Source organism: Streptomyces sp. NPDC053432 (genome assembly GCF_055585365.1).
Map to the genome: position 1 here is coordinate 311,878 of NZ_JBVJKF010000005.1, position 14,363 is coordinate 326,240.

Annotated in this window: 10 protein-coding genes; 6 read left to right on the forward strand and 4 right to left on the reverse strand. The window is 71.4% G+C overall.

All coding sequences use genetic code 11. From position 1 onward, the window contains the following. Positions 1 to 17 precede the first annotated feature (17 nt). Positions 18 to 917 (reverse strand): helix-turn-helix domain-containing protein, encoded by a 900-nt coding sequence (locus ACZ6Y1_RS11770; protein WP_469626330.1) that lies wholly within the window; start codon positions 915 to 917, stop codon positions 18 to 20. A 451-nt stretch (positions 918 to 1,368) separates the two neighbouring features. On the opposite strand from ACZ6Y1_RS11770, the gene ACZ6Y1_RS11775 reads away from it, so the two are divergent. The 4 genes from ACZ6Y1_RS11775 (at position 1,369) to glgB (ending at position 8,995) form a co-directional block, all read left to right on the forward strand. Then, on the forward strand, positions 1,369 to 3,363 hold the full coding sequence (locus ACZ6Y1_RS11775; protein ID WP_469626333.1) for an alpha-1,4-glucan--maltose-1-phosphate maltosyltransferase: 1,995 nt from the start codon (positions 1,369 to 1,371) through the stop codon (positions 3,361 to 3,363). Further along, positions 3,360 to 5,078 carry a maltose alpha-D-glucosyltransferase gene (treS, locus tag ACZ6Y1_RS11780; RefSeq protein WP_469626336.1) on the forward strand — a complete coding sequence of 573 codons (1,719 nt, stop codon included), beginning with the start codon at positions 3,360 to 3,362 and terminating at the stop codon, positions 5,076 to 5,078. The genes ACZ6Y1_RS11775 and treS overlap by 4 nt, the downstream gene beginning before the upstream one ends. Positions 5,079 to 5,231: 153 nt before the next feature. Then, positions 5,232 to 6,701 carry a maltokinase N-terminal cap-like domain-containing protein gene (locus tag ACZ6Y1_RS11785; RefSeq protein ID WP_469626338.1) on the forward strand — a complete coding sequence of 490 codons (1,470 nt, stop codon included), beginning with the start codon at positions 5,232 to 5,234 and terminating at the stop codon, positions 6,699 to 6,701. Next, positions 6,698 to 8,995: a 1,4-alpha-glucan branching enzyme gene (gene glgB / locus ACZ6Y1_RS11790; RefSeq protein ID WP_469626341.1), complete on the forward strand. Its 2,298-nt coding sequence runs from the start codon at positions 6,698 to 6,700 to the stop codon at positions 8,993 to 8,995. Before ACZ6Y1_RS11785 ends, glgB begins: the two co-directional genes overlap by 4 nt. Here the strand turns inward: glgB and ACZ6Y1_RS11795 are convergent. Both ACZ6Y1_RS11795 and ACZ6Y1_RS11800 read right to left on the reverse strand, forming a co-directional pair. Continuing rightward, complete coding sequence (locus ACZ6Y1_RS11795; protein ID WP_469626344.1) at positions 8,985 to 9,338, reverse strand: thioredoxin family protein; 354 nt, start codon at positions 9,336 to 9,338, stop codon at positions 8,985 to 8,987. The two genes, glgB and ACZ6Y1_RS11795, sit on opposite strands and share 11 nt — an antisense overlap. Positions 9,339 to 9,448: 110 nt before the next feature. Next, positions 9,449 to 9,841 carry a MerR family transcriptional regulator gene (locus ACZ6Y1_RS11800; RefSeq protein WP_469626347.1) on the reverse strand — a complete coding sequence of 131 codons (393 nt, stop codon included), beginning with the start codon at positions 9,839 to 9,841 and terminating at the stop codon, positions 9,449 to 9,451. Between the two features lie 266 nt (positions 9,842 to 10,107). Between ACZ6Y1_RS11800 and ACZ6Y1_RS11805 the strand changes: the two genes are divergently transcribed. Then, on the forward strand, positions 10,108 to 10,797 hold the full coding sequence (locus ACZ6Y1_RS11805) for a helix-turn-helix domain-containing protein (RefSeq protein ID WP_469626351.1): 690 nt from the start codon (positions 10,108 to 10,110) through the stop codon (positions 10,795 to 10,797). 162 nt (positions 10,798 to 10,959) lie between these two features. Here the strand turns inward: ACZ6Y1_RS11805 and ACZ6Y1_RS11810 are convergent, their stop codons facing one another. After that, the gene (locus tag ACZ6Y1_RS11810; RefSeq protein ID WP_469626354.1) at positions 10,960 to 11,985 is read right to left on the reverse strand and encodes an ATP-dependent 6-phosphofructokinase; all 1,026 of its coding nucleotides are present in this window, start codon (positions 11,983 to 11,985) and stop codon (positions 10,960 to 10,962) included. 271 nt (positions 11,986 to 12,256) lie between these two features. Here ACZ6Y1_RS11810 and pta point away from each other — a divergent pair, with 271 nt between their 5' ends. Next, positions 12,257 to 14,344 carry a phosphate acetyltransferase gene (gene pta, locus ACZ6Y1_RS11815; protein WP_469626357.1) on the forward strand — a complete coding sequence of 696 codons (2,088 nt, stop codon included), beginning with the start codon at positions 12,257 to 12,259 and terminating at the stop codon, positions 14,342 to 14,344. The last annotated feature ends 19 nt before the right edge of the window (positions 14,345 to 14,363 follow it).

Here is a 14,363-nt window from a genome sequence, read left to right on the forward strand (position 1 = left end):
CGCTGTGCACCCGCGCATCACCCCCGGAAGGCTAGCGAGGACTCTCCTTCCCGGCCATGGCGTCCCGGTGCCGCCGCCTGCGCGCGCCGTTCGCTCGGGGTGATGCCGTACGCCTCGCGGAAGGCGCGGCTGAAGGCCGCCCGGTTGCCGAAGCCCCAGCGGGCGGCGATGGCACCGATGGGGCGGGAGAGGAGTTCGAGGCTGGCGAGGTCGGCGTGGCAGCGTTCCAGGCGGCGCAGGCGGATGGAGGCGGCGACGCCTTCCCGCCGGTCCTGGAACATCCGGTGCAGCAGGCGCACCGAGATGTGGTGGCGTTCGGCGACGAGCTGAGGCGTCAGGCCCGGGTCGCCGAGGTTGTGGTCGATGAAGGAGTCGATGCGCTCCATCAGGCTCCGGGTCCGCGTCTCGGCGGGCAGGGCGTCGTACGCGTCGCCGTGCCCGCCGAGGACGGCGCTGATCAGGTCGACGGCGACCCGGCCCAACCGGCTCCGCTCGGCGGGCCCGCATTCGGCGGCGTGGGTTTCCAGCGAGGTCATGAATCCGGCCAGGATCGCGCCCATGCCGGTGTCGCCGGAGATCCGCCGGGCGACCAGCCGGTCCGCCCTGTCGGACAGGAGCGGCAGCTCGCTCCCGGGCAGCTGGATGACGATGTCGCGGACGGCCCGGTCCTCGCCCCTGGCCCCGGCCCTGTGGGGGTGTGCGGTGTTCAGGAGGATGACCTGTGCGGGTGTACGCCGCGGCTGGCACGGCGTGCACTCGAAAGTGGACAAAATCGCCGGGTCAAGACCGAGCGCCCCGGACTCCGCCCGGAAGCCGCCGGCCGCGGGGTCGAGGAGCTGCGTCGGTACCAGCTCGTCGGCGATGACGTCGGCGAACCGCTCGAACGGGTCCGCCGCCGGCACCGCGGCCGAGGACATTTTCGCCCACATCTTCCAAGGCCCCCGCCCGCCACATCGATCACTCCCGCCCCTCGGGGTGACATGCCATTCTCCCCCGCGCGCCGCCCACGGACGCTGCGGCAGAACCGACTTGACTGAGCATCGGCGGATGTCGACCCGGCTCTTGGTATCGACCGTGCCAGTACGTACGAGTAGTTAACCAAGCACCCGGATTGGGCGGGGCGAGAGTGGGAAGGGCTCCCCGGGTACGCGCGACGCACGAAACGGTGCACGCGCCGTACACGCACGGCGCACCCGCCCACAACCTCTCCCCGCCACCCGAGTGAACGCGGACAGGAGCGGCCATGCCCGCAGCCCAGCCGTCTCTTGAGCGGCTAGAAACAGAGCGAACAGAGCGTGCACTACCAGCCGCGATCCCGGCTGGCCTGTTGTCACCGAGCCCTGCGAACTGCCCCCAGGTGATCCCATCATGATCGGTCGCATTCCCGTGCTGGACGTCCGCCCTGCCGTCGACTGCGGCGCCAGACCCGCCAAGGCGGTCGTGGACGAGGTATTCGAGATTTCCGCCACCGTGTTCCGCGAGGGCCACGACGCCCTCTCCGCGCACGTCGTGCTCCGTGATCCGAGCGGACGGCTGCGGCCCCCCGTGCCGCTGCGGGAGCTCGCCCCCGGTACCGACCGGTGGGGGGCCAGGGTCTGCGCCGAGGTCGAGGGGAGGTGGACGTACACCGTCGAGGCGTGGAGCGACCCGCTGGCCACCTGGCGGGCGCACGCCGCCGTCAAGATCCCCGCGGGGATCGACACGGGGCTGACCCTGCTGGAGGGCGCCGAGCTCTACACCCGGGCGGCCGCCAAGATCCCCAAGCGCGACGGCCGCGACGCGGTGCTGGCCGCCGCCGAGCTGATGCGGGACGACGAGGCCGAGGTGGCCGCCCGCTACGCGGCGGCCCTCGACCCGGACGTGGCCGCCGCCCTGGCGAAGAAGCCGCTGCGCGAGCTGGTCACCGCCTCCAAGCCGCTGCCGCTGCTGGTCGAGCGCAAGCGGGCCCTCTTCGGCTCCTGGTACGAGATGTTCCCCCGGTCGGAGGGGGCGGTGATCGAGCCCGGCGAGGCGCCGGTCAGCGGCACCTTCCGGACGGCCGCCGAGCGGCTGCCGGCGATCGCCGCGATGGGCTTCGACGTGCTGTACCTGCCGCCGATCCACCCGATCGGGTCCACTTTCCGCAAGGGCCCGAACAACACGCTGTCCGCGGGGTGTTGGGACCCGGGCGTGCCCTGGGCGATCGGCTCCACGGAGGGCGGGCACGACGCGGTCCACCCGGACCTCGGCACCATCGAGGACTTCGACGCCTTCGTCGCGCGCGCGAGCGAGCTGGGTCTGGAGATCGCCCTGGACTTCGCGCTCCAGTGCTCCCCCGACCACCCGTGGGTGGAGAAGCACCCGGAGTGGTTCCGCCACCGCGCCGACGGGACGATCGCGTATGCGGAGAACCCGCCCAAGAAGTACCAGGACATCTACCCGGTCCACTTCGACACCGACATGGCCGGGATCGTCGAGGAGACGGTGCGGATCCTGCGGTACTGGATGGAGCACGGCGTCCGGATCTTCCGCGTCGACAATCCGCACACCAAGCCGGTGGTCTTCTGGCAGAGGGTGATCGCCGAGATCAACAAGTCCGACCCGGACGTCATCTTCCTCGCGGAGGCCTTCACCCGGCCCGCGATGATGCGGGCGCTCGCCTCCATCGGCTTCCAGCAGTCGTACACGTACTTCACCTGGCGCAACACCAAGGCCGAGCTCACGGAGTACGTGAGGGAGCTCGCCGACACCGCCTCGGCGTCGGTCATGCGGCCGAACTTCTTCGTCAACACCCCGGACATCCTCCACGAGTACCTCCAGAAGGGCGGCCGCCCCGCCTTCGAGGTGCGCGCGGTGCTCGCCGCCACGCTCTCCCCCACGTGGGGTGTCTACGCCGGCTACGAGCTCTGCGAGAACGAGCCGGTGCGCGAGGGCAGCGAGGAGTACCTGAACTCCGAGAAGTACGAGCTGCGGCCGCGCGACTGGGCCGCCGCCGACCGCGAGGGCCGCACCATCGCCCCGCTGATCACCTCGCTGAACCGGCTGCGCCGCCGGAACCCGGCCCTCCAGCAGCTCCGTGACATCCACTTCCATTCGACCGACAACGAACAGGTGATCGCCTATTCGAAGCACGCGGGCGCCAATTCCGTACTGGTGGTCGTCAACCTCGATCCGCACCACACCCAGGAGGCGACGGTCTCGTTGGACATGCCGGTACTCGGCCTCGACTGGCACGGGTCCCTCGCGGTGCGCGACGAGCTCACCGGCGAGACCTATCACTGGGGCAGGGCGAACTACGTACGCCTGGAACCGGGCCGCACACCCGCGCACGTACTGGCCGCCCTGCGACCGTCCCCGCCCACCGGAGGGTCACCCACCACATGATGATCAACGATCCCGTCCCCGACACCTTCGAGGACACCCCCGCCAAGGACCGCGACCCCGACTGGTTCAAGCGGGCCGTCTTCTACGAGGTCCTCGTCCGTTCGTTCCACGACAGCAACGGCGACGGCGTGGGCGACCTCAAGGGGCTCACCGCCAAGCTGGACTACCTCCAGTGGCTCGGCGTCGACTGCCTGTGGCTGCCCCCGTTCTTCGCCTCGCCCCTGCGTGACGGGGGCTACGACGTCGCCGACTACACCTCCGTACTGCCCGAGTTCGGCGACCTCGCCGACTTCGTGGAGTTCGTGGACGCCGCCCACCAGCGCGGCATGCGGGTGATCATCGACTTCGTCATGAACCACACGAGCGACCAGCACGAGTGGTTCCAGCAGTCCCGCAAGGACCCGGACGGCCCGTACGGCGACTACTACATGTGGGCCGACAACGACAAGCAGTACCAGGACGCCCGCATCATCTTCGTCGACACCGAGACGTCGAACTGGACGTACGACCCGGTGCGCAAGCAGTACTACTGGCACCGCTTCTTCTCCCACCAGCCGGACCTCAACTACGAGAACCCGGCCGTGGTGGAGGAGATCATCTCGGCGCTGCGGTTCTGGCTGGACCTCGGCATCGACGGCTTCCGCCTCGACGCCGTGCCCTACCTGTACGCGGAGGAGGGCACCAACTGCGAGAACCTCCCGCGCACCCACCAGCTCCTCAAGCGGGTCCGCGCCGAGATCGACGCCCACTATCCGGACACCGTGCTGCTCGCCGAGGCCAACCAGTGGCCCGAGGACGTCGTCGACTACTTCGGCGACTTCACGAAGGGCGGGGACGAATGCCACATGGCCTTCCACTTCCCCGTCATGCCGCGCATCTTCATGGCGGTGCGCAGGGAGTCCCGGTACCCCGTCTCCGAGATCCTGGCCAAGACCCCGGCGATCCCGGACCGCTGCCAGTGGGGCATCTTCCTGCGCAACCACGACGAGCTCACCCTCGAAATGGTCACGGACGAAGAGCGCGACTACATGTACGCCGAATACGCCAAGGACCCGCGGATGCGGGCCAACATCGGCATCCGGCGAAGGCTCGCCCCGCTCCTGGACAACGACCGCAAGCAGATGGAGCTGTTCACGGCCCTGCTGCTGTCGCTGCCCGGCTCGCCCGTCCTCTACTACGGGGACGAGATCGGCATGGGCGACAACATCTGGCTGGGCGACCGCGACGGCGTCCGCACGCCGATGCAGTGGACCCCGGACCGCAACGCCGGTTTCTCCTCGTGCGATCCGGGCAGGCTGAACCTGCCGGTCATCATGGACCCCGTCTACGGCTACCGGGTCACCAACGTCGAGGCCGCGATGTCCTCGCCCGCGTCGCTGCTGCACTGGACCCGCCGGCTGATCGAGGTCCGCAAGGCGAACCCGGCCTTCGGACTCGGCTCGTACACCGAACTGCCCTCGTCCAACCCGGCGGTGCTCGCGTTCCTGCGCGAGTTCGGCGACGACCTGGTGCTGTGCGTGCACAACTTCTCCCGCTTCGCGCAGCCCACCGAGCTGGATCTGCGGTCGTTCAACGGGCGGGTACCGGTGGAGCTCACGGGTGACGTGCGCTTCCCGCCGATCGGCGAGTGGCCGTACCTGCTGACCCTGGCGGGGCACGGCTTCTACTGGTTCCGCCTACGCAAGGAACAGCGCGGCGAGCAGCGCGCCGAGTAGGGCCCGGTACGGGGCGGGCGGCTCGGATGGGTCAATCGCCCGCCCCTGTACGGATCATCCTGATCCGACACCCCCACATACCGGAGAAGCAACTGCCGCACATCCGGGACACTCTGCGCATTCTGTGACGGCCCGGGGAAAGGACGCGACGCCATGTCGGAGGCTGCATCCGCCCGGAACCGGCTGACCGCCGACCGGGCCGCCGGGATCGGCCCGCTGGAACCGATGCTGCGGGCCTGGCTGCCCGCGCAACGCTGGTTCGCGGGCAAGGGCCGCACCATCACCAGGCTCAGGGCCGTCTCGGCCGCCGAACTGCTGCCGCCGGGCTCCATCCCCGGACTGCTGCACCTGCTCCTCGATGTCGACGGGGACTGCTACCAGCTCCTCCTGGGCATCCGCCCGTCCCCGCTGCCCCCGGCCCTCGCGCCCGCCCTGATCGGGCACGCCGAGGACGGCCCGTACCGGGGCCGGGCGGTGTACGAGGCGCTGGGCGACCCCCGGCTCGCGGCGATGCTGCTGGAACGGTTGCGCTCCCCCGGCGCACTCGGACCGCTCGGCTTCGACCGGGACCCGGGCGCGCCGATCCCGGCCGGGCTCGTGCCGCGGCCGCTGTCCGGCGAGCAGACCAACTCCTCGCTGATCTACGGGGATTCGTACATCCTGAAGGTGTTCCGCCGGGTCGGCCCCGGGGTCAATCCGGATCTGGAGCTGCCCCGGGCCCTGGCCGCCGCCGGCTGCACCCGCGTCCCGGCGCCCGTCGCCTGGTACGAGGCCGCGCTGCCCGGCGGCGAACCGCTGACCCTGGGCGTGCTCCAGCCGTACCTGCGCGGCTCCGACGACGGGTGGCAGCTCGCGCTGCGCCGGCTCGGCGCGGGAGCGGACTTCACCTCCGAGGCGTACGCGCTGGGCCGGGCCACCGCCGAGGTGCACAGCGCGCTCGCCTCGGCCCTGCCCACCGTCGCCCTCGGCCCGGAGCAGACGGCCCGGCTGGCGGCGGGGATGACGGCGCGGCTGGCGGCCACCGCCCGGGAGGTGCCGGCGCTGCGGCCCTACGAGGCGGGGCTGCGCGGGGCCTTCGACGCGCTGGCCGCCTCCCGGGGCACCGGGGTGTCCGCCCAGCGCATCCACGGGGACCTGCACCTGGGCCAGACCCTGCGCACCGCCGACGGCGGCTGGGCGCTGATCGACTTCGAGGGCGAGCCGGCCCGGCCGCTGGCGGACCGCCGCCGCCCCGAACCGGCCGTCCGCGACATCGCGGGGATACTGCGTTCCTTCGACTACGCGGCCCGCTCGCACCGGCCCTTCGCCCCGGCCTGGGCGGACGACTGCCGGGCCGCGTTCTGCGAGGGCTACGCCCGCACCACCGGCCGCGACCCGCGCGAGGACCCGGTCCTGCTGCGCGCGTACGAGACCGACAAGGCCGTGTACGAGGCCCGCTACGAGTCCCGGCACCGCCCCGACTGGCTGCACGTCCCGATGGCAGCGATCCGCCGGCTGTCGGAGCCGCAGCGCCCCGCCCACCGCATGCCCCCGCCCGGCCCTGGCACCCCCGCCCACCGCATGCCCCCGCCCACCCCGGGCACCACCCCCCATCCGAAGCCCCCGAGGAGGCCGCTCGCGTGAGCGCCGCACGACAGCCGTCACCGACCGTCCGCGACGAAGCCGCCGCACCCGTACCGGCCGCTGCGCCGGCGAAGAAGGGCCGCGCCCCGCGGGCCCGCAGCGCCGCCCCGCCCCACGGGGTCCGGCCCGCGCCCGCGCTCGGCGGGGAGGAGCGGGCCCGGCTCCTGGAGGGCCGCCACCACGATCCGCACTCCGTGCTGGGCGCCCGTACCCAGCGCGGCGGGGTGGTCTTCCGCGTGCTGCGCCCGTACGCCAAGACGGTGACCGTCATCGCCAAGGGGCTGCGCGCCGAACTCCTCGACGAGGGCGACGGGCTGTTCGCCGGGCTGCTGCCGCTCACCGGAGTGCCGGACTACCGGCTGCTGGTCGCCTACGACAGCGACGAGATCGAGGTCCACGACCCCTACCGGTTCCTGCCCGCCCTCGGCGAGCTGGACCTGCACCTGATCGGTGAGGGCCGCCACGAACAGCTGTGGAAGGCCCTCGGCTCCGAGCCGATGGAGCACCAGGGGGTTTCCGGGACCCGGTTCACGGTGTGGGCGCCGAACGCCCAGGGCGTCCGGGTCAGCGGGGACTTCTCGTACTGGAACCCCGTCGCCCACCCGATGCGCTCGCTGGGCTCCTCCGGCGTGTGGGAGCTGTTCCTGCCGGGCGTGGGCGCGGGTGCGCTGTACAAGTACGACATCGCGCGCCCCGACGGCAGCCACACCCTGCGCGCCGACCCGATGGCCCGGTCGGCGGAGGTGCCCCCGGCGAACGCCTCGGTCGTCACCGCCTCCCGGTACGTGTGGCAGGACGCGGAGTGGATGGCGACGCGCGGCTCCCGGCCCGTCCACCAGGCCCCGTTCTCCGTCTACGAGCTGCACCTGCCGTCCTGGCGGCCGGGGCTCAGCTACCGGCAGCTGGCGGATCAGCTGCCCGCGTACGTCAAGGAGCTGGGCTTCACGCACGTGGAGTTCATGCCGGTCGCCGAGCACCCCTTCGGCGGCTCGTGGGGTTACCAGGTGACCGGTTTCTACGCGCCGACCTCGCGGATGGGCACGCCGGATGACTTCCGCTGCCTGGTGGACGCCCTGCACCGGGCGGGGATCGGGGTGATCGTCGACTGGGTGCCGGCGCACTTCCCGCGCGACGAGTGGGCGCTCGCGGAGTTCGACGGGCGGCCGCTGTACGAGCACCAGGATCCGCGCCGGGCCGCGCACCCGGACTGGGGCACGCTGGAGTTCGACTACGGCCGCAAGGAGGTCCGCAACTTCCTCGTCGCCAACGCCGTGTACTGGTGCGAGGAGTTCCACGTCGACGGGCTGCGCGTGGACGCGGTGGCCTCGATGCTCTACCTCGACTACTCGCGAAACGAGGGCGAGTGGTCGCCGAACGAGCACGGCGGGCGGGAGAACCTGGACGCGGTGGCGCTGCTCCAGGAGATGAACGCGACCGTGTACCGGCGCTGCCCGGGCGTGGTGACCATCGCCGAGGAGTCCACGGCGTGGGACGGGGTCACCCGGCCGACGGACTCGGGCGGGCTGGGCTTCGGCCTGAAGTGGAACATGGGCTGGATGCACGACACGCTGCGCTACATGTCGAAGGAGTCGGTGCACCGCAAGTACCACCACCACGACATGACCTTCGGGATGATCTACGCCTTCAGCGAGAACTACGTGCTGCCGATCTCGCACGACGAGGTGGTGCACGGCAAGGGCTCGCTGGTGTCGAAGATGCCCGGGGACGACTGGTGGCAGAAGCGGGCCGCGCACCGGGCGTACCTGGGCTTCATGTGGGCCCACCCGGGCAAGCAGCTGCTCTTCATGGGGCAGGAGTTCGCGCAGGGTTCGGAGTGGTCGGAGGTGCACGGGCCGGACTGGTGGGTGCTGGACGACTCGTACGTGGCGGCCGGTGACCACCGGGGCGTACGGAGCCTGGTGCGCGACCTGAACCGTACCTACACGGCGACGCCGGCGCTGTGGGAGCGGGACACCGTGCCGGAGGGCTTCGGCTGGGTGGAGGCCGACGCGGCGGACGACAACGTGTTCGCCTTCCTGCGGTACGCGCACGACGGCTCGCCACTGCTGGCGGTGTCGAACTTCTCACCGGTGGTCCGGCACGGGTACCGGATCGGCGTCCCGGAGGAGGTTCCGCTGTGGCGGGAGGTCCTCAACACCGACAACGAGCTCTACGGCGGCAGCGGCGTCCACCACGCGCGACCGCTGCGGCCCGAGCCGGTGCCGGCGCAGGGGCGCCCGGCGAGCCTGCGCCTGACGCTCCCGCCGCTGGCGACGGTCTGGTTCAGGCCGTAACGGCCTTCGCCATCTCCTCCTCCAGCTCCTGGAGGAGCTTCCGCTTGGGGCGCAGCCCGACCATCTGCCGGACGGGCTCGCCGTCACGGAAGACGAGCAGGGTCGGCATGGACAGCACCCCGTACCGGGCGACCGAACCGGGGTTGCTGTCCACGTCGAGCTGCACGACCTTGAGCCGGCCGGCCTCCTCGGCGGCCACGGCGGACAGGACGGGCGCGAGCTGCCGGCAGGGCGGGCACCAGTCCGCGGTGAACTCCACCAGGACGGGCCGGCCCCGTTCTGCGAGCACCTCGGCCTCGAAGTCGTCGTCGGTCACCTCGGGCACCCCGTGGGCACGGATCATGTCGTCTTCCCCTCTCGTGTGGTTTCGGCGTTCATCGGCTGAGCACTTCGCCGCGGCGGTGCGGTCGCGCTTCGGTGCGGTCGCGCTTCGGTGCGCCGCGCACCCGCGTTTCAGCCGGTCATCTCGCAGCGCGGACCCGCCGCCTGCCCGGCGGCCTCCTCGGCCTCGGCCAGCTGCCGTGCGACCTGCTCCCGTACGTCGGCCAGCTGCCCGATCAGCGCGTCCATCTCGGCGAGCTTGCGCCGGTAGACGGCCAGCGAGGCCGGGCAGGAGTCCCCGGCGGGGTGCCCCGCCCGCAGGCAGTCCACGAACGGGCGGGTCTCCTCCAGCTCGAACCCGAAGTCCTGCAGCATGCGGATCTGGCGCAGCAGGCGCAGGTCGTCCTCGTCGTAGGTGCGGTACCCGTTGCCGCTGCGCCGCGCGGTCAGCAGCCCGCGCGATTCGTAGTACCTCAGGGCCCGCGTGCTGGTCCCGGCCCGCTCCGCCAGTTCGCCGATTCGCATGCCCCGACGCTATTCCTTGACGTCGGGGTCAAGGCAAGGAAGTGGTGCGCCGGGGAAGGGGCGGTGGTTCCCGCGTGAAGGGGATGTGATGGCCCTTGCGCGGACGCGCTCGACCTGGAACCGTATGCGGAAGTGGATCTTCAAGCGCCCGATTACCGGACAGTCGCCTCGCAGACCGGCAAAAGCCCTTAACTCCGTAGGACTTTCCTACGAGTTATGGGCTTGTTTGTTTGGTCTGTAGGCGCCGCGCCTTGGCCACTTCTACGGTGTGCCGTGTGCAATCCAGCCCACCATTCAATGCCCCCGCCGCGCGCCGCCTGCGCGCGGCCCTGGGCATGGCACCCGGTCACGTCGCCTACGGCCTTCACGCCCAGTACGGACTCGTCGTCGCGCCCGAGACCGTGATGGCGTGGGAGCGTGGCGAGATATCGCCCACGTCCGCCGAGCTCACCGCTCTGGCGGGCGTCCTGTGGTGTTCGCCCGGGGAACTGCTCGCCGAACCCGTCACCCTGCGGGAGCACCGGCTCGCGCGCGGGCTGGCCCCCGAGGAACTGGCCCGGCGGATCGGTGTGGAGCCGGGCACCTACCAGAAGATGGAGGACTCCGGGCGCTGGAAGGGCAACGAGCGGCAGTCCGCCGCGCTGGCGACGGTGCTGGGGCTGACGCTGGCCCAGTTCCTGACCGCGACCGGCAAGAACGAGGAACTCGCCGACGCCCTGCGCAGTGCGGTGACCACCCGCTGGCAGGCGTACGTGAAGCCGCTGACCAAGCTGCTGCCGATACCCCGGGGCCACCTGGAGCGGGTGCTGGAGCAGCTGCACGCCGAGTACCAGTCCCGGATGGTGGCGACGCTCAGCTGGGGCAGCGGCGGCGACGCGGCGAGCGGCGACGCGGGGCGGGAGTACCTCGCGGACATCCTGGACCGCTTCTGGAGCCTCGCGGGCGGTGCGGCCTAGGACACATCCGGGCCCTTGCGAACGGCCCCGGTCCCGTCCCGGAGAGGGACGGGACCGGGGCCGTTCGGCTGCGGAAGCGGGGCCGTGGGTCCCGGCCGCGGGCCGAAGGACCCGGGGGGGGCGGGGGTCCGGGGTCCGGAGGTTCGGGGGACCCGGGAGGGGTCAGAAGACCGACTCGGCCTCGTACATGCGGTGCTCGGGGACCGTCTTGAGTTCGGTGACCGCGGAGGCCAGCGGGGCCATCACGATGTCGGTGCCGCGCAGGGCGGTCATGTTGCCGTACTCGCCGCGGTGCACGGCCTCGACGGCGTGCCAGCCGAAGCGGGTCGCGAGCACGCGGTCGTATGCGGTGGGGGTGCCGCCGCGCTGGACGTGGCCGAGGATGACCGGGCGGGCCTCCTTGCCGAGGCGGTGCTCCAGCTCGGTGGCGAGCCGGTTGCCGATGCCGGCGAAGCGCTCGTGACCGTACGCGTCGATCTCGCCCTTCTCGTACGGCATGCTGCCCTCGGCGGGGTGCGCGCCCTCCGCCACGCAGATGACCGCGAACTTCTTGCCGCGGGAGAACCGTTCCTCCACCATCTTCACCAGGGCGTCCACCTCGAAGGGGCGCTCCGGCAGGCAGATCCCGTGGGCGCCGCCGGCCATGCCGGACTCCAGGGCGATCCAGCCCGCGTGGCGTCCCATGACCTCGACGACCATCACGCGCTGGTGCGATTCGGCGGTGGTCTTCAGGCGGTCGATGGCCTCGGTGGCGACCATGACGGCGGTGTCGAAGCCGAAGGTGCGGTCGGTGGAGGAGATGTCGTTGTCGATGGTCTTCGGCACGCCGACCACCGGCATTCCGGCGTCCGAGAGCATCCGGGCGGCGGTCAGGGTGCCCTCGCCGCCGATCGGGATGAGCGCGTCGATGCCGTACCGCTTGGCCAGCTCCTGCGCGTTCTCGGCAGCCTCGTGCAGCCGCGCGCGCTCCATGCGCGCCGAACCGAGGATGGTGCCGCCGCGGGCGAGGATGCCGCTGACGGCGTTGATGTCGAGGGGGCGGTAGTGGCCGTCGAGGAGACCCTTGAAACCGTCCTCGAAGCCGATGACCTCGTCCCCGTGGCCGACCAGGGCCCGGTGTACGACCGAACGGATGACAGCGTTGAGACCCGGGCAGTCGCCGCCTGCGGTGAGAACTCCGATACGCATCGTGCTGTGTCTCCTGCTCCTGGTCGTCCGACCGGGCGCGTGCGGGCGACCGGCCGGCCGTAGATATGAAGGGCGTATGTGGTGAAGCGTGTCCGATTGTTCCATGGTCCCGGGGTGGGGCGCGCTTCCGGCCGCTCCGCCGGAAAGGCCTTTCGACCCCCCTGACAGGGCCATTTCCTGGCGGGCGCCTTATCCGTCCGCGGCGGTATCGTCAAGAGGGCAAGCCTCTACCAATCGGGTCAATCGGCTACATCATGGACGGAGAGCACGCGTGACGCGCAGCGTGTACGTGACCGGTATCGAGCGGGGTGACGGCCGGCAGGTCGTCGAGCTGGGGATCATGGAGATCCTGACCCGGCAGACGGGACGGGTGGGCGTCTATCGTCCGCTGCTCCACGACGGACCCGACCGGCTCTTCGAGCTCCTGAAGGCGCGCTACCGGATAGACCAGGACTCGGCGACGGCCTACGGCATGGAGTACCAGGAGGCCTCGGCGATCCTGGCGGAGAAGGGCACCGACGAGCTGGTCTCGCAGCTGGTCGACCGCTACAGCCGGCTGGCCCGCGACTACGAGGTCATGCTCGTGCTCGGCACGGACTACGCGGACACCAACCTCCCCGACGAACTCGCCCTCAACGCCCGCCTGGCCAACGAGCTGGGCGCGGTGGTCTTGCCCGTGGTGGGCGGTACCAAGCACCCCGCCGACGCCGTCCGCGCCGAGGCCCGCAACGCCTACCGTGCCTACGAGAGCCTGGGCTGCCACGTCGTCGCGATGGTCGTCAACCGGGTGGCCCCCGAGGACCGCGACGTCATAGCCGGGCGTCTCGCCGCCCGGCTCCCCGTGCCCTGCTACGTGCTGCCGGACGACAAGTCGCTGTCCGCCCCGACCGTCGCCCAGATCACCCGGGCACTGGGCGGCGAGGTGCTGCTCGGCGACGAGGCCGGGCTGGCCCGCGACGCGCTGGACTTCGTCTTCGGCGGCGCCATGCTGCCGAACTTCCTGAACGCCCTGACCCCCGGCTGCCTGGTCGTCACCCCGGGGGACCGCTCGGACCTCGTCGTGGGGGCGCTGGCCGCGCACGCCTCGGGCACCCCGCCGATCGCCGGTGTGCTGCTGACCCTGAACGAGCGCCCGACGCAGGACATCCTGACGCTGGCCTCGAAGCTCGCGCCGGGCACCCCGGTGGTCTCGGTGGCGGGCAACAGCTTCCCGACCGCGGCCGAACTCTTCTCCCTGCAGAGCCGGTTGAACTCGGCCACCCCGCGCAAGCTGGAGACCGCGCTCGGCCTGTTCGAGCGTCACGTGGACATCCAGGAACTGCGCGCCCTGCTGTCGGTGGCCCGGTCGGAGCGGATCACCCCGATGATGTTCGAGCACGGGCTGCTGGAGCGGGCCCGGTCGGAGCGGCGCCGGGTGGTGCTGCCCGAGGGCACCGAGGAGCGCGTGCTGCGCGCCGCGGACGTGGTGCTGCGCCGCGGGGTCTGCGACCTGACGCTGCTGGGCGAGGAGCAGGCGATCCTGAAGAAGGCCGCCGACCTCGGCATCGACATCTCGGGAGCGCAGCTGATCGACCCCGAGAACTCCCCGCTGCGGGAACGGTTCTCCGAGTACTACGCCAAGGCCCGCGCCCACAAGGGCATGACCGTCGAGCTGGCCAACGACGTGGTCACCGACGTGAATTACTTCGGCACCCTGATGGTCCAGGAGGGCCTGGCCGACGGGATGGTCTCCGGCTCGGTGCACTCCACCGCCGCGACCATCCGCCCGGCCTTCGAGATCATCAAGACCAAGCCGGAGGCGTCGATCGTCTCCTCCGTCTTCTTCATGTGCCTGGCCGACAAGGTCCTCGTCTACGGCGACTGCGCGGTCAATCCCGACCCGGACGCCGAGCAGCTGGCGGACATCGCCGTCCAGTCGGCCGCCACCGCCGCCGCGTTCGGCGTCGAGCCGCGGATCGCGATGCTGTCGTACTCGACGGGCACCTCGGGTTCGGGCGCCGACGTGGACAAGGTCCGCAAGGCCACCGAGATCGTCCGCGAGCAGCGCCCCGACCTGGCGGTCGAGGGCCCGATCCAGTACGACGCGGCCGTGGAGCCCTCGGTCGCGGCGACCAAGCTGCCCGGCTCCGACGTGGCCGGCCGGGCGACGGTGCTGATCTTCCCCGACCTCAACACCGGCAACAACACGTACAAGGCCGTGCAGCGTTCGGCGGGCGCCGTCGCGGTCGGTCCCGTCCTGCAGGGCCTGCGCAAGCCGGTCAACGACCTGTCGCGCGGGGCGCTCGTGCAGGACATCGTCACCACCGTGGCGATCACCGCGATCCAGGCGCAGTCCCAGCCGCTGCCTCAGGCCCAGTGACCCTCCACCGCACCCGACC